Origin of the sequence: Rhizobium aureum (genome assembly GCF_030182495.1) — a bacterium.
GTDB lineage: Bacteria > Pseudomonadota > Alphaproteobacteria > Rhizobiales > Rhizobiaceae > Rhizobium > Rhizobium tropici_C.
Genome location: NZ_JAQJCI010000023.1, coordinates 64,731 through 87,076, shown reverse-complemented (window position 1 = coordinate 87,076; position 22,346 = coordinate 64,731). Strand labels below are relative to the sequence as shown.

At 59.9% G+C, this 22,346-nt stretch carries 18 protein-coding genes and 3 pseudogenes; 16 read left to right on the top strand and 5 right to left on the bottom strand.

What is annotated here, in order from left to right; all coding sequences use genetic code 11:
• The first annotated feature begins 41 nt into the window (after positions 1-41).
• The 8 genes from PH552_RS30550 (at position 42) to PH552_RS30515 (ending at position 7,267) form a co-directional block, all read left to right on the top strand.
• A complete protein-coding gene (locus PH552_RS30550; RefSeq protein ID WP_113250213.1) occupies positions 42-812 on the top strand; it encodes a glutamine amidotransferase in 771 nt (256 codons plus the stop codon).
• A 22-nt stretch (positions 813-834) separates the two neighbouring features.
• Positions 835-1,605, top strand: a complete 771-nt coding sequence (locus PH552_RS30545) for an ATP-binding cassette domain-containing protein (protein ID WP_113250212.1) — start codon at positions 835-837, stop codon at positions 1,603-1,605.
• A gap of 33 nt (positions 1,606-1,638) precedes the next feature.
• The gene (locus PH552_RS30540; RefSeq protein WP_113250211.1) at positions 1,639-2,625 is read left to right on the top strand and encodes an autoinducer 2 ABC transporter substrate-binding protein; all 987 of its coding nucleotides are present in this window, start codon (positions 1,639-1,641) and stop codon (positions 2,623-2,625) included.
• 59 nt (positions 2,626-2,684) lie between these two features.
• Positions 2,685-3,608: an ABC transporter permease gene (locus PH552_RS30535; RefSeq protein ID WP_285166525.1), complete on the top strand. Its 924-nt coding sequence runs from the start codon at positions 2,685-2,687 to the stop codon at positions 3,606-3,608.
• Entirely contained in the window at positions 3,608-4,564 is a 957-nt protein-coding gene (locus tag PH552_RS30530) for an ABC transporter permease (RefSeq protein WP_113250210.1), read from the top strand. Before PH552_RS30535 ends, PH552_RS30530 begins: the two co-directional genes overlap by 1 nt.
• Positions 4,565-4,567: 3 nt before the next feature.
• Positions 4,568-5,884 (top strand): M20 family metallopeptidase, encoded by a 1,317-nt coding sequence (locus PH552_RS30525; RefSeq protein ID WP_113250209.1) that lies wholly within the window; start codon positions 4,568-4,570, stop codon positions 5,882-5,884.
• Between the two features lie 242 nt (positions 5,885-6,126).
• Positions 6,127-6,540 carry a hypothetical protein gene (locus tag PH552_RS30520; protein ID WP_113250208.1) on the top strand — a complete coding sequence of 138 codons (414 nt, stop codon included), beginning with the start codon at positions 6,127-6,129 and terminating at the stop codon, positions 6,538-6,540.
• Between the two features lie 160 nt (positions 6,541-6,700).
• On the top strand, positions 6,701-7,267 hold the full coding sequence (locus PH552_RS30515; protein WP_113250207.1) for a hypothetical protein: 567 nt from the start codon (positions 6,701-6,703) through the stop codon (positions 7,265-7,267).
• Positions 7,268-7,324: 57 nt separating this feature from the next.
• On the opposite strand, the pseudogene PH552_RS30510 reads toward PH552_RS30515, so the two are convergent.
• The 3 genes and pseudogenes from PH552_RS30510 to PH552_RS30500 all read right to left on the bottom strand — a co-directional run.
• Positions 7,325-7,493: pseudogene (locus PH552_RS30510) on the bottom strand (DUF736 domain-containing protein); the annotation flags it as partial.
• Between the two features lie 153 nt (positions 7,494-7,646).
• Entirely contained in the window at positions 7,647-10,013 is a 2,367-nt protein-coding gene (locus PH552_RS30505) for a TOTE conflict system archaeo-eukaryotic primase domain-containing protein (protein WP_285166523.1), read from the bottom strand.
• Between the two features lie 249 nt (positions 10,014-10,262).
• Positions 10,263-10,411 (bottom strand): annotated as a pseudogene (locus tag PH552_RS30500) (DUF736 family protein); the annotation flags it as partial.
• Between the two features lie 15 nt (positions 10,412-10,426).
• Here PH552_RS30500 and PH552_RS30495 point away from each other — a divergent pair.
• Positions 10,427-10,787, top strand: a pseudogene (locus PH552_RS30495) (transposase); the annotation flags it as partial.
• Positions 10,788-11,273: 486 nt separating this feature from the next.
• Positions 11,274-12,047: an SDR family NAD(P)-dependent oxidoreductase gene (locus tag PH552_RS30490; protein WP_162736989.1), complete on the top strand. Its 774-nt coding sequence runs from the start codon at positions 11,274-11,276 to the stop codon at positions 12,045-12,047.
• Positions 12,048-12,075: 28 nt separating this feature from the next.
• Here PH552_RS30490 and PH552_RS30485 read toward each other — a convergent pair whose 3' ends face one another.
• The gene (locus PH552_RS30485) at positions 12,076-13,170 is read right to left on the bottom strand and encodes a LacI family DNA-binding transcriptional regulator (protein ID WP_113250204.1); all 1,095 of its coding nucleotides are present in this window, start codon (positions 13,168-13,170) and stop codon (positions 12,076-12,078) included.
• 366 nt (positions 13,171-13,536) lie between these two features.
• Here PH552_RS30485 and PH552_RS30480 point away from each other — a divergent pair, with 366 nt between their 5' ends.
• Genes PH552_RS30480 through PH552_RS30455 form a run of 6 tightly spaced genes read left to right on the top strand, consistent with a single transcriptional unit; the run spans position 13,537 to position 20,494 of the window.
• Positions 13,537-14,625: a ketopantoate reductase family protein gene (locus PH552_RS30480; protein ID WP_350223720.1), complete on the top strand. Its 1,089-nt coding sequence runs from the start codon at positions 13,537-13,539 to the stop codon at positions 14,623-14,625.
• 58 nt (positions 14,626-14,683) lie between these two features.
• Complete coding sequence (locus PH552_RS30475; protein WP_113250202.1) at positions 14,684-15,745, top strand: ketopantoate reductase family protein; 1,062 nt, start codon at positions 14,684-14,686, stop codon at positions 15,743-15,745.
• Between the two features lie 55 nt (positions 15,746-15,800).
• Positions 15,801-16,907 (top strand): sugar ABC transporter substrate-binding protein, encoded by a 1,107-nt coding sequence (locus PH552_RS30470; RefSeq protein ID WP_285166522.1) that lies wholly within the window; start codon positions 15,801-15,803, stop codon positions 16,905-16,907.
• A 15-nt stretch (positions 16,908-16,922) separates the two neighbouring features.
• Positions 16,923-17,948: an ABC transporter permease gene (locus PH552_RS30465; RefSeq protein ID WP_113250201.1), complete on the top strand. Its 1,026-nt coding sequence runs from the start codon at positions 16,923-16,925 to the stop codon at positions 17,946-17,948.
• Positions 17,945-19,462 (top strand): sugar ABC transporter ATP-binding protein, encoded by a 1,518-nt coding sequence (locus PH552_RS30460; protein ID WP_113250200.1) that lies wholly within the window; start codon positions 17,945-17,947, stop codon positions 19,460-19,462. The genes PH552_RS30465 and PH552_RS30460 overlap by 4 nt, the downstream gene beginning before the upstream one ends.
• Before the next feature lie 51 nt (positions 19,463-19,513).
• Positions 19,514-20,494, top strand: a complete 981-nt coding sequence (locus PH552_RS30455) for an ABC transporter permease (protein ID WP_162736988.1) — start codon at positions 19,514-19,516, stop codon at positions 20,492-20,494.
• 64 nt (positions 20,495-20,558) lie between these two features.
• Here the strand turns inward: PH552_RS30455 and PH552_RS30450 are convergent, their stop codons facing one another.
• On the bottom strand, positions 20,559-22,280 hold the full coding sequence (locus tag PH552_RS30450; RefSeq protein ID WP_285166521.1) for an extracellular solute-binding protein: 1,722 nt from the start codon (positions 22,278-22,280) through the stop codon (positions 20,559-20,561).
• Positions 22,281-22,346 lie beyond the last annotated feature (66 nt).

Below are 22,346 nucleotides of genomic sequence, written 5' to 3'. Positions count from 1 at the left end.
TCGGGGCTGACCCCGGACTATTGAAGGACAAGGAGAGGTTCATGACGAAGAAAGTGCTGCTGGTCGGCGAGAGCTGGGTAAGTTCCGCGACCCATTACAAGGGTTTCGACCAGTTCGGCAGCGTCACCTTCCATCTCGGTGCCGAACCGCTCGTCGCTGCCCTAAAGGGAAGCGAATTCGAGATCGACTACATGCCCGCGCATGAGGCCGTGGAGAAATTCCCCTACACAATGGATGGCCTGTCTTCCTATGACGCAATCATCCTTTCCGATATCGGCGCTAATTCGCTGCTGCTGCCGCCGGATGTCTGGCTGAACGGCAAGCCGGTTCCCAATCGCCTGAAGCTCCTCCGCGAATGGACGAAGAAAGGTGGCGGCCTGGTCATGGCGGGCGGCTATTTCTCTTTCCAAGGCATCGACGGCAAGGCGCGCTGGCGCCGCACACCGGTCGAAGAGGCGCTCCCGGTCACCTGCCTACCCTACGACGACCGGCTCGAAGTGCCGGAAGGCTTCAAGGCGGTCGTGACGGCCAAGTCGCATCCCATCCTTTCCGGTGTCGATGGCGAATGGCCGCTGCTGCTCGGTGCCAACGAGGTCGTCGCCAAGGACGGTGCCGACGTCGAGGTGCTGGCAACCTTGCCGCACGACGAAGGCTCGCATCCGCTTCTGGTCACGGGCTCCTGTGGCGCGGGCCGCACGGTCGCCTGGACGTCCGACATCGGACCGCACTGGCTGCCGAACAGCTTCGTCGCGTGGCCGGGCTACGCGACGCTTTGGCTCAACATCCTGCGCTGGGCCGCGAAGTCGATCTAGAGGACGAAAGGAGCACACCGACATGACAGATCCTCTCGTGAGAGCCGCTGGAATAGGCAAGCGCTTCGGCGGATTGACCGCTCTGGCTGACGTCAACGTGGATATCCACGCGGGCGAGGTGCTGGCACTGCTCGGCGACAACGGCGCCGGCAAGTCGACCTTCGTCAAGGTACTGGCCGGTGCGCATGCGCCGACGAGCGGCGAACTCCTGATCGAGGGAAAACCCGTCAGATTCTCCTCGCCGAAGGACGCCGCCACGGCCGGGATCGCAACGATCTTCCAGGAGCTCGCCCTTTCGGAAAATCTTTCGATCGCCGAGAACGTCTTTCTCGGACGAGAGCTGAAGCGGTCCGTGCTCGGCATTCCCTTTCTGCGCCGCCGGGAAATGCGCCAGCGCGTCGACAATCTGATCGACGAACTGGACGCGCATATTTCCGACCCGAATGCCGCCGTCGGCAGTCTGTCGGGTGGGCAGCGCCAAGCGGTCGCCATCTGCCGGGCGCTGAACCTCAATGCCAAGCTGGTCATCATGGACGAACCGACGGCAGCCCTTGCCGTCGCCGAAACACGCAAGGTGCTGTCGCTGACACGCAAACTCGCCGAGCGCGGCTGTGCCGTCGTCATCATCAGCCACAACATTTCCGATGTCTTCGAAGTCGCCGACCGCATGGTCGTCTTCCGCCGTGGCCGCAAGGTTGCGGAACGCAGACGCGATGCCACCGATCCCGAAGAGATCGTCTCCCTCATAACAGGCGCCCATCCCGACGTGCGGGCGCTTGAAAAAACAAACTGAAAAATGCGCGTCACTTCCAGAGGATCAGAAACCATGTTCAATCGCATCACTAAGGCGCTGACGATTTCAGCCTTCATGTTCGTTACCGCTACTGCCGCTTTCGCAGCGGACAAGCCCAAGGTCGCGTTCGTGCCCCAGCTTGTCGGCATTCCTTATTTCAACGCCATGCAGGATGGCGGAAATCGCGCCGCCAAGGATCTCGGCGTCGATTTCGTCTATACCGGCCCTGTCGACACCAATCCGGTCGATCAGCTGCAGATCGTCCAGAGCCTGATCGACAAGGGCGTCAACGCCATTTCCGTCAGCGTGCTCGATGCATCGAGCATCGCCCCCGTCGTCAAGGCGGCCGAAGCGAAGAAGATCAAGCTCTTCACCAGCGACAGCGACGCACCTGATAGCGGCCGCGCCGTCTATGTCGCCCAGGCGACCGATCAGGGTCTCGGCAGCACCATCATCGACGAACTCGTCAAGCGGGTCGGACCGGATGCCAAGATCGGCATCGTCTCGGGCGAGGCGACGGCATCCAACCTGAATGCATGGATCGGCTTCATGCAGGAAGAAGCCAAGACCAAATATCCGAAGCTGACGCTCCTGGCGCCGCAATTTGCCGGCGGAACTGCCGAGCGCGCCGCCCAGATTACCGGCGACATGATGACGGCAAATCCCGATCTGAAGGCAATCATCGGCGTCGCTTCCTCGACATGCCCGGGCGTCGCCCAGGCGATCGAGACCGCCGGCAAGATCGGTTCCGTCATCGGCACCGGCTATTGCAGCCCGAATACCGCCCGCAGCTACCTGAAGAGCGGCGCATTCGGCTTCACTGTCCTCTGGGATCCGGAAAAGCTCGGCTACTTGACGGTCTGGGCCGGCAAGCAGCTTGTCGACGGCAAGTCGTTCGAGGCCGAAAACAAGGTTCCGAGCTTCGACCAGCCGGTCTCCTATGACGCCAAGAAGGGCATCCTTCTGCTGGGACCACCGGCCGTCTTTACCGCTGACAACGTCGACAAGTTCAACTTCTGAGCAGAGCGATGCGACGTCTGATCGGTAGCAATTCGTCCATGAGTGCCCGGGAGTGGTGCTTGCTCGCAGCGATCCTCGTGGCGGTAGCCATCTTCTCTCTCGCATCGCCCTATTTCGCATCCGTCGCGAACGCCGGCACAATTCTGCGCAACAGCGTGGAATTGCTGCTGTCGGGACTGGGGATGACGTTGATCCTTGCCATCGGCGGCATCGATGTTTCCATCGGTGTCGTCATGGGCCTCGCCGCGATCGCCATTGGCCGCGGCCTCGGCGCCGGATTTCCGCCTCTCGTCGTCGCCCTCTCGGGGCCAGTTGTCGGCGCCTTGCTGGGGCTGGTCACGGCCTCGGTGGTCGTGCTCGGCCGCATTCCGGCGATCGTCGGCACGCTCGGCTTGCTCGGCGTCTATCGCACCGGCATATTCGTGCTTCTGGGCGGCCAGTGGCTCTCAGGCTTGCCGAAATCTCTGACGGACCTCCTGTCCGTCTCGCTCGCGGGCCTACCACTGAATGTGATCGTCATCGTGCTTGCTTATCTGGTCATTTGGCTGGTGCTGCGCCGGACACCCTTCGGGCTGCATCTGCTGGCGATCGGCAATTCGGAAGACAAAGCGCGGCTTTCGGGCATCGCGGTCGTCAAGGTCCGTTGCGCCGTCTTCGTCATCGCCGGCGCACTAACCGGGCTTGCCGCCACCTTCTATGTCGGCACCTACCGCAATGTGGAAATGTCGATCGGCAGTAATCTGGCGCTGGATGCGGTCGCTGCCGTCGTGCTCGGCGGAACCAGCATCCTCGGCGGCAAATGCAGCCTCGTCGGCACGGTGTTCGGTGTATTGCTGCTGCGCATATTGCAGAACGGGCTGCTGCTGATCGGTGTGCCCTCGCTATGGCAGCCGGTGGTGACCGGCGCTCTCCTCATCGGGACGCTTGCCTTCGAGGTCATGGCCCATCGACTGAAATTCTCCGATATCAAGTGGGCGAAGTGATGAAGAAGCGACGCACCTTGCAAGGTACCCATCTCATCCTCGCCATCCTTGTGGCTTTATGGATCGTCCTCGTGGCCGGGGTCGCCGTCTTGCAGCCATCGACGTTCAATGCGTCGACGGTCACCACCGTGCTGCAATTCTCGACCATCCTGGCGCTCGCATCGCTGGGTCAGGCGCTTGTCGTGCTTGCCGGGGGCGCCGGCATCGATCTCTCGGTCGGGGGCATCGTGTCGCTGACGGCGGTCGCCGGTCTGATGCTTACGCGGCTTGGCCTGCCGCCGGCGCTGCTGCCCATCCTTTGCCTTGTGTCCGGGACGCTTCTCGGATGGATCAATGGCTGGCTCGTCACGCGGCTTGCCATCCTGCCGCTGATTGCAACGCTTGGCACCTTCTTCATCTATTCCGGCCTGGCGCTGGCCGTAACGGGCGGTGCTGCCCAGTCGGGTGTGCCGGACTGGCTGCTGACCTGGGGGCGGGGCGTCGTGGGCGGCTTCCCTTTGCCGTTCCTGACCATCGCGCTACCGGCCTTCATCTTAACGGCGATCCTTCTCAACGCCACCGCCTGGGGCCGATGGATCTACGCGATGGGCTTCAACGAACGGTCCGCGCGGCTGACCGGCATCGCGGTCGATCGCGCACGCATAATCATCTATGCGGCGAGCGGACTGCTCTGCGGCGGCGCCAGCCTCGTCTCGATCGCCTGGCTCGGCAGCGGCCGTCCGAATATCGGCCAGAATCTCGAACTGGAATCGCTGACCGCGGCCATGCTCGGCGGCATCCTTGTCACGGGGGGACGCGGCGGCGTCGGCGGCGTCCTCGCAGCCGTGATCCTGCTCGTCACCCTGCAGACAAGCCTTTTGCAGCTTGGCGTCAACACTATCTGGGAGGTCGGCATCGTCGGCTGCCTGCTGATTTTCGTCCTGCTTGCCGAACGCCTTTCTCAACGCTGGAGATAAAACATGACCTCACTGCAACAGACCATCGCCGAGCTCGTCGAAGCGCGCTCGGACCAGATCGTCGCGACCTTGAGCGACCTCGTCCGCTTCCCTTCGGTCGTGAAATCGAACCCGAAGGAGGCCGGGCCCGGCGAGCGCGACTGCCAGCTCTATCTGCAGAAGCGCCTGGAGGCGCTCGGCTTCACGACCGATTTGTGGGATCCGGACGGTCCGGCGCTCTATGCCAAGTATGAAGGCCGGCCGGGCGCAAACAAGGGTCGCACCTTCGAAGGCCGCCCCAATCTCGGCGGTACGCTTGCCGGCGGCGGGGGAGGCCGCTCGATCATGCTGACCGGGCATATCGACGTCGTCCCGCCGGGCGCCATCGATCACTGGGCGACCGATCCCTTCGACCCCGTCCTGAAAGACGGTTTCCTACACGGTCGCGGTACGGTCGACATGAAGGGCGGCGTTGCCTGCATGCTGATGGCGGTCGAGATCCTGAAGGAGCTGAAGGTGCCGCTTTCGGGCGACATCGTCTTTACGACCGTTGTCGACGAGGAAATCGGCGGGATGGGCTCGCTTGCCATGGTCGATCGCGGCTTCAAGGCAGACGCCGGCATCATGACCGAGCCGACCGCCAACAAGATCGCGCCGCTGTGCCACGGCATCCTCTGGGGCAAGATCATCATCGACGGAATCGGCGGCCATGCGGAGCTGACGCCGAATGCCTGGTACTCCAGCGGTCCGGTCGACGCCATCCAGCTTTGCCGCCAGATGCTCGACGGTATCGACATTCTCAATCGGCGCTGGATGTTCGATCCGAAGAAGAACCATCCGTTGATGGATCTGCCGAACCAGATCATCGTCACGCAGATGTCGGCGGGCGAGCATCCGTCGTCCATGGCCGGCCGCGCGGAGATCATCATCGACGCACAATATCTTCCGAGCGAGAAGGACGAACTCGGTCTCGGCGGCAAGGTCAAGCGTGAGATCGAAGAACATGTTCGGCATGTCTGCCAGGCGGATCCCTATCTGCGTGAGCATCCGGCGCGGGTGGAATGGATTCTCGACGCCGATTGCGCCGAAATCCCGGCCGATAGTCCCTTCGTCGGCGTCTTCCAGAATGCTGTAAAAGCAGCCGATCTAAATCCGGTTCTTTCCGGCTTCGGCGCGCATAGCGATATCGGTCTGCCCACGGGGCTCGGCAACACGCCGACCGTGAACTTCGGGCCCGGCGATCCGGCACTGTCGCATCAGCCGAATGAACACGTCTCGGTCCGCGATCTCATCGATTGCACCAAAGCGATTGCTTTGGCGATAGAGGAATGGTGCCGCTGAACAGCTAAAGCTCGCGCGACCGTCGGGATAACCATCCAGGACGTTAAATTAGAAACTGCTAGCAGCTTTTCGGTCGGACGTGCCTCACAGAGCGCGCATGGACCGGCCCATTGTCGGGCAATGAAAGGAATTCGCACATGGCGGCGCTGCAAACACGAAATGTACGCGAAAACACGGTTCTCCGCATTGACTTTAAGTCACGACGAATCAAATGCTTGCCCGCCTGACAGAGGAGAACACTGATGGCCGATGAAACCACGATTGAGACCACTGCGACGACAGAACAGCCGGTCGCAGCCCCCGCTGAGAAGAAGACACGCAAGCCACGGAAGCCGAAAGTCGCTGCCGAAGCCACTACCGTCGATGCTACTGCTGCACCCGTTGAAAAGCCGGCCAAGAAGACGCGCGCAAAGCGTGGCTCCAAAGTGGCTCCGGTCAAGGCCGAGAAGGCGGTTGCCGCACCGAAGGTGGCAGCCGCTCGCGCGCGCCGCGTTAAGGCTGCTGCTCCCGCTCCGGTCTCTACCGCTGCCGACGTCATTGACGATGTCGCCGACCTCATCAAGCTTGAGGAAGAGAACAAGCAGCTTCGTAAGGAGCTCTCCGAAAAGCTGCGCGCCGAAAATGCAGATCTGCGCAAGCGGCTCGGCAAGGCCTGATTTCTGGTTTGGAGCGGCGCCACGTATTTCCATGCGATGGCGTCGCCGATCTTTCGTCTGATTGGTCGGGATCAATAGGTCCCGGTGACAATGAATGACCGTGGCAATGTCTGCCGCCATGCTTTGAAGGTTACATGTGATGAGAACACCATGGAGATTTGTGGCTGACCTGGTGTCGCGTAAACCGAAACCACACAGTCGTGACGAGAGCCCAACAGTCGAAGCGAAGACCATTGCTCTCGAATACAAGCCTGTCCCCGAAGAGGGACAATCTGGCATCGGCGCGACGGCAGTCGACGGCTCCGAGGCGCAGGTCGAGGCAAGCCGACCCGAACCTGATACCGCTATGACTGAAGCCGGAACAGCGGCATCAATTGCGGCAGAAGCTCCTGTAGTCGCAGTCGGTGACGACGAACCCGCAAGCCTCACTACCGCACAGCGCGCCGATAAAACATCAACTGCTTCCGCGGGAGCCGAGGCTGTCAAGGGAACGACTAAGGGAGCGCCCACGCGGCGGAAGAAGGTTGCGTCGATCGTGGAGCCGGTGGACTCGATCGGTACGGCTTTAGAGGAGGCTCCCGCCGTCGCTGCCGGTCCAAGATCGTTCGCGGATGAAATGGCCGACCTCGATGCGGAGGTCGCTACGTTGCGGCGTCAGCTTGCAACGAAGCTCGTCGAACAGAACGCGCAGTTGCGCAAGATGCTCGCCAGGTTCGACGTGCGTTGATCGCGGACCGCCATCCGACAGCGGGAAAGGCCCCGCCGCTGGCGGAGCCTCGTGATGTCAATCAATCCGGTTCGAGCGGGACCATGAGCTGGAGACCGTCTTCGCCGTCCACCTCGGCGAGCGTTGCATAGATCGGGGCCGGGAAGCTCGGATCGTCGAGCTTGACCCAGAGATACTCGCGGCCCTCACCGGAGGTCTTCTGCCAAGCGGCGCCCAGCTCAACGTTATGCGGTGCACCGCATAATGTCGATTATGCCGAGCACGTGCTTATGCGGAGTTCTTTTCACTGAAGGCTGGATTCCCCGGCGGTTGCGATGGATTCTGCTCCGCATAATCCCGAGGGACTGGAAGGCGGCGCCCCGCTTTGAGCGGAGCGCCCTCATTCAATCACATAGCCCAGCGCGCGATAACCCACTCGTCGCTTTGCGGCCATCCGGGCCAGCACCGGAACGGTGCTGTCGACATAATCGACGACCAAGACGTCCCGCTTGCCATCATGCTGACGATGCAGACGTCCGACATACTGGGCCAAAGTGCCTTTCCAGGCGATCGGCATGGTTAGGAACAACGTGTCGAGCCGTGGGTCATCGAAGCCTTCCCCGATATAGCGTCCTATCGCAAGTATCAGGCGCTCATCATCGTCTGCGACATTCAACGCCGTGTTGGCTTGCTTGCGATCCTTCGCCGACATGCCACCGCGCAGCACCACCAGATTTTTCACGAACGGTGAGAACTTCTGCTGGAGATAATCGAGGTGATCCTTCCGCTCCGTCAGCAGGATGGGCGAACGTCTGGCCTCAAGGGATTTCAGCACGTCATCGAATATCAGATCGTTTCTGCCTTCGTCCTGCGCAAGGGCTGCATAGATCGCTGGCATTGACGGGCGCTCGGCCGAGGCGAGCGACGCTGGCAACTCAAACTTCGTCGAACGGTCGCGGGCACGGTGACGAATACCACGCTCGGCAGCTTGAACTCTTGCATCGACCCGATGGCGAACGGGGCCGCATTGCATGAAGATGATGGGATGATGTCCGTCTTTTCGTGCGACCGTCGCTGATAGGCCGACGACATATCGCGCCTTGGATCTACGAGCGACAAGCTCAAAGCTTGCAGCGGACAGATGGTGGCATTCGTCGACAATCAGATGACCGTAGTTGCCGACGATGTCATCGACCTCGCCATTGCGAACCAGGCTTTGGATCAGCGCAACATCGATGATCCCTGTCGGCTTCCTTTTCCCGCCACCGATGATGCCGATCTGCTTTGGGTCGATGCTCAGGAAGGAACTCAGACGCTCTACCCATTGGGTGAGAAGCTCCCTTCGGTGAACAAGAACCAGCGTATTGCGGCTTCGATGTGCTGTGAGTGCGGCTGCGACAACCGTCTTGCCGAAGGCGGTCGTGGCGGCGAGCACGCCGTTATCGTTGGCGACAAGAGCATCAAAGGCCCGCAATTGTGGCTGGCGAAGCACCCCTTGGAAGGAGACGCCGGTGGGTAGAACCTCTCCATCTTCGCGCAGATCCTCCAAAATGGTGGTCGCGCCATGGCTCCTGATCAGCTCTACAGTTTCGTCAAAGCAGCCTCGTGGCAGCGCTACATGGCGTGGGTGAAGCTCGGCACAGGAAATGATCCGAGGCTTGCCAAATATCGGCAATCGCATTGCTTGCGCGCGATAGAATTCTGGGTTCTGGAATGCTGCCAGGCGCACGAACTGCGCAATCAGCGCGGAAGGAAGCTCGGTTCTATCGATGTAAACCTGGTCGGCGATTACAACCTTGATGCTTTGGGGGATCGCAGTCTCAATTCGCCGCGGCTCGCTACTGCGTGACGGCAACATCTTCCACGGTTCATCGGCATGTTCGTCATCGACCGGCATCCGGACGCCCAAGACCCGTCCCGCCAATTCGGCTTCATCGGCAATCCTGAAGACTTCTTCCGCCGATAACCTGGGCAAAGACGACAGGTACGCCCACTGGTCATCGTAAGGTCGTAAGTCGCCATCGACAAAAACGCTGTTGCCATTTTCACGGGCTTTCCTTTGCAGGGGAAGCGCGATCAGATTGCCGAAGCCGCCAAGTGGCATCGTATCCTGGTTGGGAAAGAAACGGTCGTAAGACGTAAAGCCGATCTCGGGACGGTTCTCCATCGTCTCTGTTATCAGCGCGGCACCAAGTTGTCGGGCGATCTTCGCGGGAACGGGTTCGGAGAAGAATATCCAGACATGGCCTCCGTTTCCCGACCTCGACCGTTCGAGGGCTGCGGCAATTCCTTTTGCACGACAGGTTGCCAGCAAAGCTCTGGTATCATCCGCCCAGCTTTCCTTGTCGAAGTCAGCAGCAAGGAACCAGCATGTTTCGTCTTGCAGCAATGGATATACGCCGGCAACAAAGTCGCTTGAACGGGCATCGCCGCCACGAAGGTGCTTTTCGATGATATCGTCGGAATATGCGATGAACGCCTGATGCGGGCAGTCCCCACATTTCACCTTCGGCTTGCCGCAGATTCCTTTCGCCCACTCATTAGAACAGGCCGGTGAATAGCCGGAGCGTCCGTCCTTCTTGTTGTTCCAGCGAACCGGGAAGACGTCGGGACGGCCGGCAAAAAGCTGCCGGAACAACCCCACTTTTTCCATCGACGGCGAGCTGTTGGTCACAGGAGCGTCGGCGAAGACCGGCTTCTCTGCGTGGGCCTTGCTATCGGAAATCAGCTGCTGCTCAAACGCCTTCAGCTCACGTTCAAGCACCATCCGCTCGTCATTCAGATCGGCTAACCGCCGTCGAATGCGAGCAATGTTCTCCCAAGCATCATTCCTTTCCGCCAACTTCGCAGCTTTCGCCTAAATGACCGTGGGTATCAGCATAGGCCAAAGGCGTCCCTATTTTAAGACGCACTATCCATCACAGCCTCCGGGATTATGCGGAGCAGAATCCGCCGAAATCAACGACAAATCCGGCCTTCAGCGACCGACACTCTGCATAAGCACGTTCTCAGCATAATCGACGCTATCGGCATAGAGGCGGAACTGCGGCCCTTGTCGGAAGCATTCTCGACCCGGGCGATGCGACCCTTGACATTGAGGGCGAGAGTGCGAATGGAGCCGGTGAAGCCGTTTTCGGTGGAGGTAAAGGTGCCGATGGTTGCCATTGTCGTATTCCTTTTCTGGTGGCGTTGACATTTGTGTCGGCCGTTGACGCTCCGGAGCGTTTCCGATCATCCCGAGCGGTGGGGCCGCACTTCGGATTGACGCCGAAGATCGGGCGAGACCGATTACACTGGTCGCATTTCGAAGATCGGCGATGTGGGCGTACGAACCGCACTCTACGAGGCGGCCAACGTCATCTTGACCCGGCCGGTCAAAGGCTCGGATCTTAAGACTTGGGCGCTGGCGGTCGCAAGACGTGCGGGGCCCAGAAAGGCGCGCGTTGTACCGGCCCGCAAACTGGCGGTGGTTTTGCACCGCATGCTCAGGGACGGAACCGACTTCATTCCTCGCAAGGCCACGCCAGCCATGGCCGGCTGAGGAGGAGGGTGAAAAGGATGTAACAAGACAAGCTTTCGGGCGGGCCATACCATCAGCCCCCCGAGCAAGGTCCCTTCGCCGGGACGATGGATGGATTAGGCCGCAGTGAGGGAAGCAGCACCAGTCGACTGCGCGTCTCTAGATTGGCCAACCGCTCCTTAGCAGACCTCATAAAGCAGCGACCCCGCGTCGACTGCGGACAGAAGTAAGCACTCGGCGAGGGATTGAGCTCATAAGGGATTGACTCGGGAAAGCCCGTTACAGAAGCAACCTCACTCTGCCACCGTGCAGGCCGCTACTTACCCCTGATGAGATCTCAAGAGCACTCATTCAACTCCGGCACCGCCGCTAAGACTTGTCGGAAAGCGTATGGCGGTTACTCTAGGTTTCGAAGATTGGCGTCCAAAATGGATAATATTCTCGTTCATATTTCCGATCTCTCCTCTACGATCGTCAGCGACGTCGATTATCGGGAGGAAAAAATCTATGTCGGACACGAAACTGGCAATTCTAACCGGCGCGTCGGGCGAAGTCGGCCGAGCTACTGCGCGGCGGTTTGCCGAAAGTGGCTGGTCGCTTCTGTTGTGTGACCGTGCTTCGCAAGTTGTTGAGGTAGCAGAGGGGCTGTCTTCCGAGTTCGGTCGGACCAGTATCGGGATTCAGATCAATCTCGAGCGCGACGCGGAAATCGATCGGGTGATCGAGAGGGCAGCACAGACAGGCATCCCGCTGCGCTTCCTCGGACTGATTGCGGCGATCAATCATCCGGCCGTCAGCATTGAAAACATCGACATGTCTCTTTGGGACAAGGTGCAAAACATCAATCTGCGGGCGAATGTAAAGTTCATTAGCGCGGCCGTGCCTTTGATGCGAGCGGCGGGTGATGCATCCATCGTCAACGTAGGTAGTTACTGGGGGCGGGAAGGGCACGCGTTCTTCAGTCCCTACTGTGCTTCCAAGGCGGCGCTGATTTCGTTGACGCAAAGCGTTGCGATCGAACTGGCCCCTGAAATCCGGGTAAATTGCGTCGCGCCTGGCAATATCGATACGCCGATGCATTACAATGCTCTAGCGGTCGAGGCAGAGAAGCGCGGAATTTCAGCAGAGGCGATGCGCGAAATCGAATGGGCCAAGATACCGATGGGCCGTCCGGCCGCAACGACGGAGATCGCTTCGGCGATCCATTTCCTCTCGACGGAGGACGCAAGCTATTTCGTTGGTGCAACCCTCGATGTCAATGGTGGTTGTCGGCTAACGTGATGGTCGACGCTAGACGGGCAAGCCGCGTCTATACGACCGCGGGTGTCTTGCCTTTACCGCTCGACAATGAGGCTCGGGGTGCCGGCCCGGTGCTGGCCCTGAGGACTGGGTGCGGTGTCAGCAGGATCCGCTTCACCGGCTGTGAGCCGTTCTTGATAAGGCTCATGAGCAGATCGGCGCTTTCGAATCCGAGATCACCTCCCGCCGTATGAAGAGTTGTCAGCGGAGGAAAGAGCATATTCATGAAGGGCAGGTTGTTCACACCGGTCAGCGATATGTCCTGCGGACAGCTGACGCCAGCTGCCCTCATTGCGGCAAGACAGCCGACGGCGAGAAGATCATTGAACGCCATAACGGCAGTGCTGGTGAGCCCGGACGCTAGCATATGCGCCATGATCCGCTCGCCTTCTGCAACGTCATAGGCGCGGGCTTCGACGACTTCGAAGCGGCAGTCGGCGGCTTTTGGAAGGCGCATCGCCGTGTTGAACCCAGCGAGCCTGTTTTGGGCGGTTGAGGCCGCCAATGGCGGTGTGACATAGGTGATATCCTTATGGCCGAGGTCAAGAACATGCTCGACCATCGCCTGAACACCCGCCGCGTCGTCCATGCAGACAGAAGAAATGCGGCTATCGCGAGGATCTCGAAGAACGGCGACGGTTGGTATGCCTAACTCAAGGCAGAGATCGACGGCGGGGTCGTTCAACTCGAAGCTGGCGACGACCAGACCGGCGACGAACTGGCCGCTCATGCGCTCGATTATTGAGCGAAGCTTTGCGGCGCTGTAATCGGAATTGGCGACGAAGGTAACATATCCTTCCTTGGCCACGCGTTCTTCCACGGAGGCGATAATCGGAGAAAACAGCGGGTCGCTCAGATTGGGGACGATGAGGCCGATGGTTCCTGTCTTCTGGGTGCGCAAGCTCGAGGCCAGCGAATTCCGTGTGTATCCGAGCTCCTCGGCCACCTTCTCAATTTTTCGCACCACCTTGCTGGATATGCGATGCGTCGCGCCAGAGCTGAGCGCGCGTGAAGCCGTCGAGACGTGGACACCCGCGCTCTTGGCGACATCCACGATCGTCGCGCGTGGGCGCTTGCTGCCGGGATGCTTTGGATTTTCGCTCATGTGGATGCCCGCTTTTTAGCCCGTGTACCCGGGAAAATATTCGATCAAACCTTTGCGCACAAGGTGCAGATTGGTCGGCGAAAGTAGCAGCGTTCTAGATGCTCAAGCCTCTCGGCGAACCTAAGATCAGCTATCTGAGCGCGTCATTTGGCATATGTCACGCACCATAGGTAGTTTTTAAGCAGGAAGATCGGCCAGCGCGGCACGTCCTTTTCCCATATATCCGGAAATCGATTGCTCAATACGGCATCAGCCAAGAGGCTGAAAATATTAGCTTTATATAGGGGCGATGAAGCATCTCCATAATTTTTCTGTCCAAAATGAGCAAACGTTTGCTCTTGACTCTAACTTCGGCGCCTCTTAAGCATGTTACCCGGATGGAGCGGCACTGTGCGGTGCCGATTGTGGAGAGAGTGCGCAATGGCTTGGTCTTCAGGGGGCGATCTGAAAATTGCATTTGTCGGGACAGGCGCCCAAGGTGCCTCGATCGGTGCGGATTTCATACAGGCAGGCTTGCATGTGACGTTTATCGAGCAGTGGCCCGAGCATGTTGACGCCATGAACGCTCGCGGTATCACGGTGAACCTCCCGACTCGCTCAATTCATGCAAACGTTTGTGCTAAACATCTTTGCCAAGTCGCTGAAATCCGGGAGCGGTTCGATCTGATCTTTGTCGTTGTCAAGGCCTACGACACCTCTTGGACCTGCCGGTTGATCGAACCGGTTCTCGCCGCTGATGGGCTCGTCGTAGGCATCCAGAACGGTATGACGCAGCATGCGATTGCCGCGGTCGTTGGCGCCGAGCGAACTGTCGGTGCAGTCTTCGACATGGCGTCGAACATGTGCATCCCGGGCGTCACGAACCGGCAGAACGATCACGACACGTCATGGTTTGCGCTCGGTGCGCTCCATCCTGCCAACCGAGACCGCGTCGAGCTGATCGCCGAGCTGCTCCGTGCGAGCGGTCGGGTCGAGGTGTCCGACGATATCAGCTCTGCCAAGTGGATGAAGCTGATCGTCAATGCCGCGCAGTTGGTCCCCTCTGCGATCTTGGATCTGCCTTTTACCGAGGCTGTTAAGGTCCCCGGAATGGAAGCCGTGATGAGGACTGCCGGCTACGAGGCGATGCGCGCAGCTCAGGCCGATGGCGCCAGCATCGTTCCGATCCTCGGCATGGCGCCGACCACGACGAATGACCCCGAGCGCTATGTCGATGCAATCTTCGACGAGGTTTTGAGGACCTTTATGATGCCGGACACCCTCACGACGGTGCTGCAGGACTGGCGAAAGGGCCGCCGGGGCGAGGTCCCCGATATCAACGGACATGTTGTCGCCACGCTGGGAAAGGTGGGCCAGGGCGCCCCTGTCAACCAGCGGGTTGTCGAACTCGCCCGATCGATCGAGCGCGGCAGGCTTGTCGCGCAGCCATCGAACAGCGTGCATTTCGTCGCGTGAGCGAGCGACGGAATTTAAAACCAGGCGCGCGAGCTGCGCCACGGAAAAGGAGAAGTCTATGAGTTGGGATAACCCGCGAGGCCCCAGAATCGCGTTTGTTGGCACCGGAGCCCAGGGTGCGTCCATCGGCGCAGACTTTGCACTGGCCGGACTGGACGTCACCTTCATCGAACAGTGGCCGGACCACGTCAATGCGATCCGCCAGAATGGCATCACCGTCAATCTGCCGGCGCGCACCATCAATGCGAGGGTGCCCGCGCTTCATCTCTGCCAGGTCGCCGAGATCAAGGAACCGTTCGATGTCGTCTTCCTCGTCGTCAAGGCCTACGACACGAAATGGGCCTGTCAGCTTATCGAGCCCTGCCTCGCTCCGGATGGGCTCATCGTTGGCCTGCAAAACGGCATGACACACGAGGATATCGCTGCGGTGGTGGGGCGCGAGCGCACCATCGGTGCGGTCATCGAGATTGCCTCCAACATGTTCACTCCCGGCATCACGAACCGGCAGAACGACCATGACGAGTCCTGGTTTGCGCTCGGCGCGCTCGATCCGAAGACGCAGGAGCGCGTCGAAGACGTCGCCAACCTGCTCAGGAACTCGGGCACCGTCGAGGTGATGGAGGATATCCGTTCCGCCAAGTGGATGAAGCTGGTCGTTAATGCTGCCGAGCTCATTCCATCAGCCATCATCAACTTGCCGCTCAACGACGCGGCGCGTGCCCCCGGCATGCTCGAAGTCATGCGTGCGGCCGGCTACGAGGCGATGCAGGCGGCATTGGCCGACGGCGCCAAGATCATTCCGATTATCGGTATGCCGCCGGTCACTACCAACCATCCGGAACGCTATGTCGATCAGATCTTCGAGGAGGTGCTGAAGACCTTCTCGCGCGAAGACACGCTGACGACGTCGTTGCAGGACTGGCGCAAGGGGCGCCGGGCGGAAGTGCAGGAGGTCAACGGTGTTGTCGTCGACATCCTGCGCGCCCACGGGCAAGAGGCACCGGTCAACAAGCGGGTGATGGAAGTCGCCTACGACATTGAGGCCGGCCGTCTCGAAGCGCGTCCGGAGAACGCTGCTTTGCTGATCGAAACACATCGCGCCGTCAGCGATCGCGGATGAACTCCCGGCGCGAACGGAAAGGCGAGACATCATTTAACCTGAGGAGGAGAATGGCATGAAAGCGCGTTTGAAATTCGGAGCCGTCGCACGGTGGCTTTTGACGTCAGCGGCACTCTGCGCCAGCATGACGCTTCCGGCCGTGCCGGCGAATGCCGATGAGGCCAAGGGAGGAAAGCTGATTGTCGGCATCGACGAGACCGCTTCCGAATACTGGTCCGAGTATCTGCAAGGTGTGAAGGATATCGGTGCATCGCTCGGCAAGGAGCCCGTCGTGCTGACGAGCAACTACCAGGGTGATCAGCTGCTGGCGCAGCTCGGCGCGACCTATTCTGCCGGGTGCAATCAGTGCGCGCTTGCCACCGATCCGTCGTCTAACGCCTTCGTAAAGGCCGTCGTGAACCGGTCGGCCAAGTCGAAGGTCCGTGTCGTGACGATCTGGAATCGGCCCGAGGACATCCACCCCTGGGACACGGATTCCAAGTACTGGGTCGCTCATACGTCCTTCGACGGCGTGATGTCCGGCTATTATCAGGTCATGGCGCTGTGCAAGGCGCTAAACGGCAAGGGCAAGATTGCAGCCATCGAGGGCGTCCCGTCGACGCCGCCGGCATTCCAGCGCATTGCAGGCCTGAAGAAGGGCCTGAAGGAATGCCCGGGGCTTGAGCTCGTCGACACGCAGGTCGGTGATTGGCAGGAAACCAAGGCTCAGAACATCACGCGCACTTGGCTCGCTCGTTATGGCGACCAGCTGCAGGGCATTGTTGCATCGAACGATGCGATGGGTCGCGGCGCTGTTGCCGCGCTTAAGGAAAAGGGCCTGAACGGCAAGGTTTTGGTCACTGGTTCCGATGGGTCGAACATTGGCCTCGAAATGGTCAAGAGCGGCGACATGCTCGCCACCGTCTGGAACGATCCGGTTCTTCAGGGCGCCGTTTCGATGTCTCTAGCCTATGCCGCTGCTGTTGGCGATATCGACCCGGAAAAGCTGACGCATGCCCAGCGCGACTTTTACATCAAGCAGGACGTCGTGACGAAGGATAACGTCGACAAGTATCTCGATCTCAAGAAGAACGCGCCGAAATACACCTACGACGAAATCAAGAAAGATTTTTGGAAGGACTCTGCAGGCCAGATTCCGGAAGGCGCAAACGAGAATAAGTAATCGGAGGAGGGGTCGATGGACGCCGCTACCAGTATGAACTCCAAAACCGGCGCTCGCTCGTCGACGCTTTTTGGCGAAATCAGAAGCAAGTCGTCATGGACGCAGTTTGCAGGCCCGATCGTGGCGCTCATCGTGCTGTCCGTAGGCTTCCAGCTGGTCAGCGGTAGCTTCTTTACGATCGACAACCTCAAATCCGTTATCGAGGCAGCGGCGGTTCCAGCCATTCTCGCCGCTGCCATCAGCTTCGTCGTCATCATGGGTTCCATCGACCTGTCGGTCGAAGGCACCATGGCGACGACCAGCATGATCGTTGCCCTGCTGGTCGCGAACGGCGTCAACGGCAACGACTACGGCCTGGTCGGCCTGCTGGCAGCGCTGGCGGTCGGCCTCGGCTTCGGTTTCTTCAACGCTGTGCTCAATGCGGTGTTGCAGATGCCGTCGCTGATCGTGACGCTCGGAACCTGGTTTGTCGGGCTCGGCATTGCCGCCGTTCTCTTTCCGTCGCGCGTGCCACAGATCAACGATCCGCTCATTCTCAACCTAGCCCGCGTTCGCATCTTCGATCTGAGCCTTATCGTCTACATCGCGCTCGCCGTCATCATCGTCAGCCAGCTGGTCCTGAATTTCACGCGGCTAGGCCGCATGATCTACGCGATCGGTGGAGACGAAGGCCTGCTCGTCGCATCCGGCCTGCGTATTCGGTGGGTAAAGATCGCGGCTTTTTCGATTTGCGGTCTGCTCGCGGGCATGTGCGGCGTGCTGCTTTCCGCTCAGCTCAGCACCGGTAACGCGAATATAGGCAACGGACTTCTGTTTCCCGCGATCAGTGCTGCTGTTCTCGGCGGCACCGTTCTGACGGGTGGACGCGGCGGCGCCGTTCAATCCGCACTGGGCGCCCTTCTGCTTGAGGTGCTGAACAACGGCCTGATCCAGATCGGCGCAGGTCCCTATACGCGTCATATCATCAGCGGCGCGGTCATCGTAGTCGCCGTCGCTGCAGGCGGCTGGCATCGCCGTCGCAAACTGAGGGTCGTAAAATGACAGGCTCGCTCGTTCTCAAAGGTGTCCGCAAGACCTATGGCAGCGTCGTTGCGCTCGAAGGGATCGATCTCGAAATCCCGGCGGGCCAGGTTCTCGGATTGATTGGCCAGAATGGCTCGGGCAAGTCGACGCTTCTCAAGATCCTGGCGGGATTGGCAGTGCCCGATGACGGGCAAATCATTCTCGATGGCGAACCGATTGTACTCGATTCGGCGGCCATCGCCGGCAGCTTCGGCATCGGCATGGTTCATCAGGAGCAGTCTCTCATTCCGAATCTGACGGTTGCGGAAAATATCTTCCTCGACAAGCCACACCCGGCCATGAAGAACGGTCTCTACCGGTGGGGAGCGCTGAACAAGGCGGCTGAGGAGCAACTGCGCAAAATCTCGGTCGAGTTGCCGGTGAAGGCTCTCGTCGAGGAATTGCGCTTCGCCGAACGCCAGCAGGTGGAGCTCGCCAAGGTTCTCGCGATCGAGGAACTCGTCGATCGCCCTCCGGTCGTTCTTTTCGATGAGCCGACCTCGGTTCTCACACCTGAAGAAATCAAGCTGCTCTTCAAGCAGATAAACCGGTTGCGTGGGAATGCGACGATTGTCTTCGTCTCGCATCGGCTTGAGGAGGTCCTGGAGATCAGCGACCGGATCGTCGTGATGACCGACGGCCGCAAGGTCGCCGAACGTGACAGCCGTTCAGTCGACCGAAATGAGCTCTACGAGCTGATGGTTGGGCGTCAGCGGCTGAGCAACGCGCGATCTAACCGGAAGCCTGCGGCATCCGATGACAAGCCGGTGCTGAAGATCGAGCAGCTGGGCAGCGGACAGCATTTCCACAATGTCGGTTTCGAACTTCGCCGCGGCGAGATTCTGGGCATCGCCGGAGTGCTCGGTTCAGGCGCCGAGGAATTGTGCCGAGCCGTCTTTGGCGCAGAGCGGATCGATTCCGGAAGGATTGCGATCGAGGGCAGGGCGATGACCCCGGGCAGTCCGCGAAACGCGGTACGCGAGGGTATCGGATATCTGCCGGCTGACCGCCGGGCGGAGGGCATGCTGCCGAGCCGGTCTCTGTTCGAGAACGCAGTTCTCACGTTCGGCCTCGACTATGGCTGGCGCTCGGTCATCCTGAGGCGAAGCAGCGAACGGCCGGCGGCTCTCGAGTGGATGCAGCGCCTCAAGGTCAAGATGCATACGCCATATGCGCCGATATCGAGCCTGAGCGGCGGCAACCAGCAGAAGACTGTCTTGGCGAAGTGGCTTTTGGCGAAACGGTTAAAGGTTCTCTTCCTCGACCACCCCAGCCGTGGACTCGACCCCGGCGCCCGTGACGATCTGTTTGCCGTTATCCGGCAGCAGGCAGAGAAAGGTCTGTCGATCGTCTTCGTAGGCGACACGATCTCGGAGCTGCTTGAGCTCTCGGACCGTATCCTGGTCATGCGGGATGGTGAGATCACCGCGCATTTCGACCTCGCCAGTGGCGCATTGCCGAAAGAAGAGGAAGTCGTCGCGGCCATGGTCTGAGCCAGACGTGACGGCCCCGCAAGTTGGACTTCGGATAAGGGATTGACGATCATGGAAAATACATTGGACAGCGCGCTGATCTCGGCGCTCCGCAGCCAAGGGCCGGGCTTGATGAGATCGCTCGGACCGCTGGCCGTTCTGATTGCGCTTGTGGCGATCAGCGCGGTGATTGCCCCCGGCGTGATCGAGCTGGACTCGCTCCTGAGTTTCCTGTCCGATGCGGCGCCGATCATTGCGCTGGTAATTGGCGGAACGTTGCCGATCCTAGCGGGCAGTATCGACTTGTCGGTCGCCGGCGTCGCTTCACTCACCGGCGTCCTTGTCGTCGTCCTCAATCCGATCTTTGGCCCATGGACGTCCCTCGTCGTCATCCTGCTCGCCATGGTATTCGGTGCGACCCAGGGCTTTCTGCATTCCTGGCTCCAGCTGCCATCTTTCATCGTCACGCTCGGCATGCTCAGCATGTTGTCAGGGCTTGCTTTGCTTCTTTCAAACGCGACGGCGGAGCCGATCCCCGAAAATGATCTTTTCGTTGCCTATCTCTCGAACAGCACCGCAGAGATCCCGAACACGATAATTGCGCTGATCGTCGTTGTCGCGGTGCTCGGCTTTTTGATGCGATATCTGCGGTTTGGACGGGACATCTACGCGCTCGGCACCGGGGAGCGGGCCGCAATCATGTCTGCCGTTAATGTCGTCGCCGTCCGCACCGTCATCTTTGCAATTTCGGCCGGTTGTGCGGCGATCGCGGGTCTGTTCCTGATCTCCATCACCACATTCAGTTCGCCGACGCTTGCCGGCAACCTGCTGCTTCTGTCCATCGTCGGTGTTGTGCTCGGCGGCACTGCAATCTCGGGCGGCGTCGGCGGGCTGTTTCCGGCGGTCGTCGGCGGCCTGATCACATCCTGGCTGCGCATCGTGACGGTCATCATCGGCGTGCAACCGACGGCACAAAACATCGTGTTCGGCCTCACTGCGCTGATCGCAGTGGCGCTGACGACCGACCGCAGCAAGCTCGGCATCATCAAATAGTGCTGCTTGAGCCAGTCATGAGAGATCAAGCGGCGGTTCGTTCGGACCGCCGCTTTGCGTTGCGCTAGACCGCGCTTCGCGTGACCCAGTCTCTTTGCGTGGATTTAAGACTGGCTTCGATCTGCGCCGACGCGTCCTCGAGAGCAAGTCTTGGTGGTTTGTTACCCAGCAGGGCGTCATGGATCTCTTCGCCCAGAACCTTCTCGATCGTCGTGTATTGCGGGATATTGGGGCGTTGCCAGTTATGAAGAAGGTTCTTCTTTGCCAATTGGTCGACGAACCGCACGATCGGTGAGCTCGCGGCCGCTTCCGGATCGGCGCTGACAGAAAAACGCGGCGCGACCGGGAAGCCGTTCTTCACATGCGCCTTCATAGCTTCCCGTGACGCCATCCAAGCTATCGCATCGGCGGCCAGTTCGACGCGCTCTTCGGGGAGATTGGTCGGAATGCAGAAGAGAAAGCCGCCGATCGGTGAGACGCGGGTGCCTCCAGGCCCGAACGGCTGCGGCAAATACTCGACCCGGCGCTTGACCACCGACTGGACGTCATATTCGAAGCGAGCCGCACGCATGGTCCAGAAGTAACCAAGGCTTGCCTTGCCCTTCAAAAACACTTCGAGTGTCTGATCCCATGCCATTTCGAGGATTTTCGGCGGTGATATTTCCATTAGCCGGCGCATATAATCGAGTGCCGCAAATCCGGCATCGGACAGGATGGTGCAGCTCAGTTCCTCGAGATTGGCTCCATCGAGAGTGAAGCCTGAACGCGTCTTGCGAAGCGAAATGGCGGGATGGCCGCAGGCACCCATGAAGAACAGGAAGCTCGACGCGATCGGCATGCCACGTGCGCCATCCCAGACGGCGCCGTACATCCCGTCATCAGGTGCATGGAATTTGCGCCCGGCACTGACGACCTCGTCGAAGGTCTTGGGAAAGGACAGGCCAGCATCGGTAAATAGATCCTTGCGCGCAGCCAGGAACTCGACCGTGCAATAGCCCGGGACGCCGTAGTCCTTGCCCTCCCAGGTCGCGGCCGACCAGATCGACGGGTGGAAGTCGAGCGGATTGATGCCGGTCTTCTGGACATATTGGTCAATAGGCCGGATGACGCCGCTTTCTGCGAACTCGCCAAGCCAGGGCATGTTGATCGCGATAACGTCGTAATCGGAGCGCGGCTTGGCGCCATTCTCACGCGCCCGGCGATAGAGCTCGGGAAGCGGCAGCAGATCGAAATTCTTGCGCGAGGCGAGATTATTGCGAAAGTCGGCCCACATGTTGCGCATGGCCGAGAAGTAATTGTCGTCGTTCAACAGGAAGCGCAGTTCGATCTGCGATTCAGCACGCTTCTGGACGAGACGCATTGGCGGAATTATCTGCGACCCAAGAGGAGTCCCGCCGAAATAATACTCGTCTTCCTCTTCGCCGGCACGCAGGCCCAGGGTCTGCGCAAGAAGGGATTTCGTCTTTCGCGCGTAGACTTCGAAGGAGCGGAGAAGCTGCTCGCTGGGCTGCAGCGCAAAGCTCTTGCCCGAAGAACCTTTCGCAACCTTGGCGATGTAACCGCTGTCGATCAGCCTGTTGATCAGCCGCATCGACGTCGCGTAAGGCAGGCCGGATTCCTGCCCAAGGGTCGAAATCGAAACCGTCTGGCTGAGAATATGCGATTTGATCAGGAAGGTGACGATAAGCCAGATGGCATCATCGTCGGCCTCCGCCACAACCTCTCGAAAGGGCCGGCGCGTCTTCTCGATGAAATCGATGACGCGCAACATCTCATATTCGTTCACGTCGGCCTCCCAAACCGTCGCGTTTCCGACGATCACACTAGCTGGCAAGTCGTCCTTTCACCAGTC

Excerpts from the sequence above, each read along its gene's own strand:
- PH552_RS30550 (WP_113250213.1), top strand. The coding sequence starts at position 42 with ATGACGAAGAAAGTGCTGCTGGTCGGCGAGAGCTGGGTAAGTTCCGCG.
- PH552_RS30545 (WP_113250212.1), top strand. The coding sequence starts at position 835 with ATGACAGATCCTCTCGTGAGAGCCGCTGGAATAGGCAAGCGCTTCGGC.
- PH552_RS30540 (WP_113250211.1), top strand. The coding sequence starts at position 1,639 with ATGTTCAATCGCATCACTAAGGCGCTGACGATTTCAGCCTTCATGTTC.
- PH552_RS30530 (WP_113250210.1), top strand. The coding sequence starts at position 3,608 with ATGAAGAAGCGACGCACCTTGCAAGGTACCCATCTCATCCTCGCCATC.
- PH552_RS30525 (WP_113250209.1), top strand. The coding sequence starts at position 4,568 with ATGACCTCACTGCAACAGACCATCGCCGAGCTCGTCGAAGCGCGCTCG.
- PH552_RS30520 (WP_113250208.1), top strand. The coding sequence starts at position 6,127 with ATGGCCGATGAAACCACGATTGAGACCACTGCGACGACAGAACAGCCG.
- PH552_RS30505 (WP_285166523.1), bottom strand. The coding sequence starts at position 10,013 with ATGGTGCTTGAACGTGAGCTGAAGGCGTTTGAGCAGCAGCTGATTTCC.
- PH552_RS30490 (WP_162736989.1), top strand. The coding sequence starts at position 11,274 with ATGTCGGACACGAAACTGGCAATTCTAACCGGCGCGTCGGGCGAAGTC.
- PH552_RS30485 (WP_113250204.1), bottom strand. The coding sequence starts at position 13,170 with ATGAGCGAAAATCCAAAGCATCCCGGCAGCAAGCGCCCACGCGCGACG.
- PH552_RS30480 (WP_350223720.1), top strand. The coding sequence starts at position 13,537 with ATGTTACCCGGATGGAGCGGCACTGTGCGGTGCCGATTGTGGAGAGAG.
- PH552_RS30475 (WP_113250202.1), top strand. The coding sequence starts at position 14,684 with ATGAGTTGGGATAACCCGCGAGGCCCCAGAATCGCGTTTGTTGGCACC.
- PH552_RS30470 (WP_285166522.1), top strand. The coding sequence starts at position 15,801 with ATGAAAGCGCGTTTGAAATTCGGAGCCGTCGCACGGTGGCTTTTGACG.
- PH552_RS30465 (WP_113250201.1), top strand. The coding sequence starts at position 16,923 with ATGGACGCCGCTACCAGTATGAACTCCAAAACCGGCGCTCGCTCGTCG.
- PH552_RS30460 (WP_113250200.1), top strand. The coding sequence starts at position 17,945 with ATGACAGGCTCGCTCGTTCTCAAAGGTGTCCGCAAGACCTATGGCAGC.
- PH552_RS30455 (WP_162736988.1), top strand. The coding sequence starts at position 19,514 with ATGGAAAATACATTGGACAGCGCGCTGATCTCGGCGCTCCGCAGCCAA.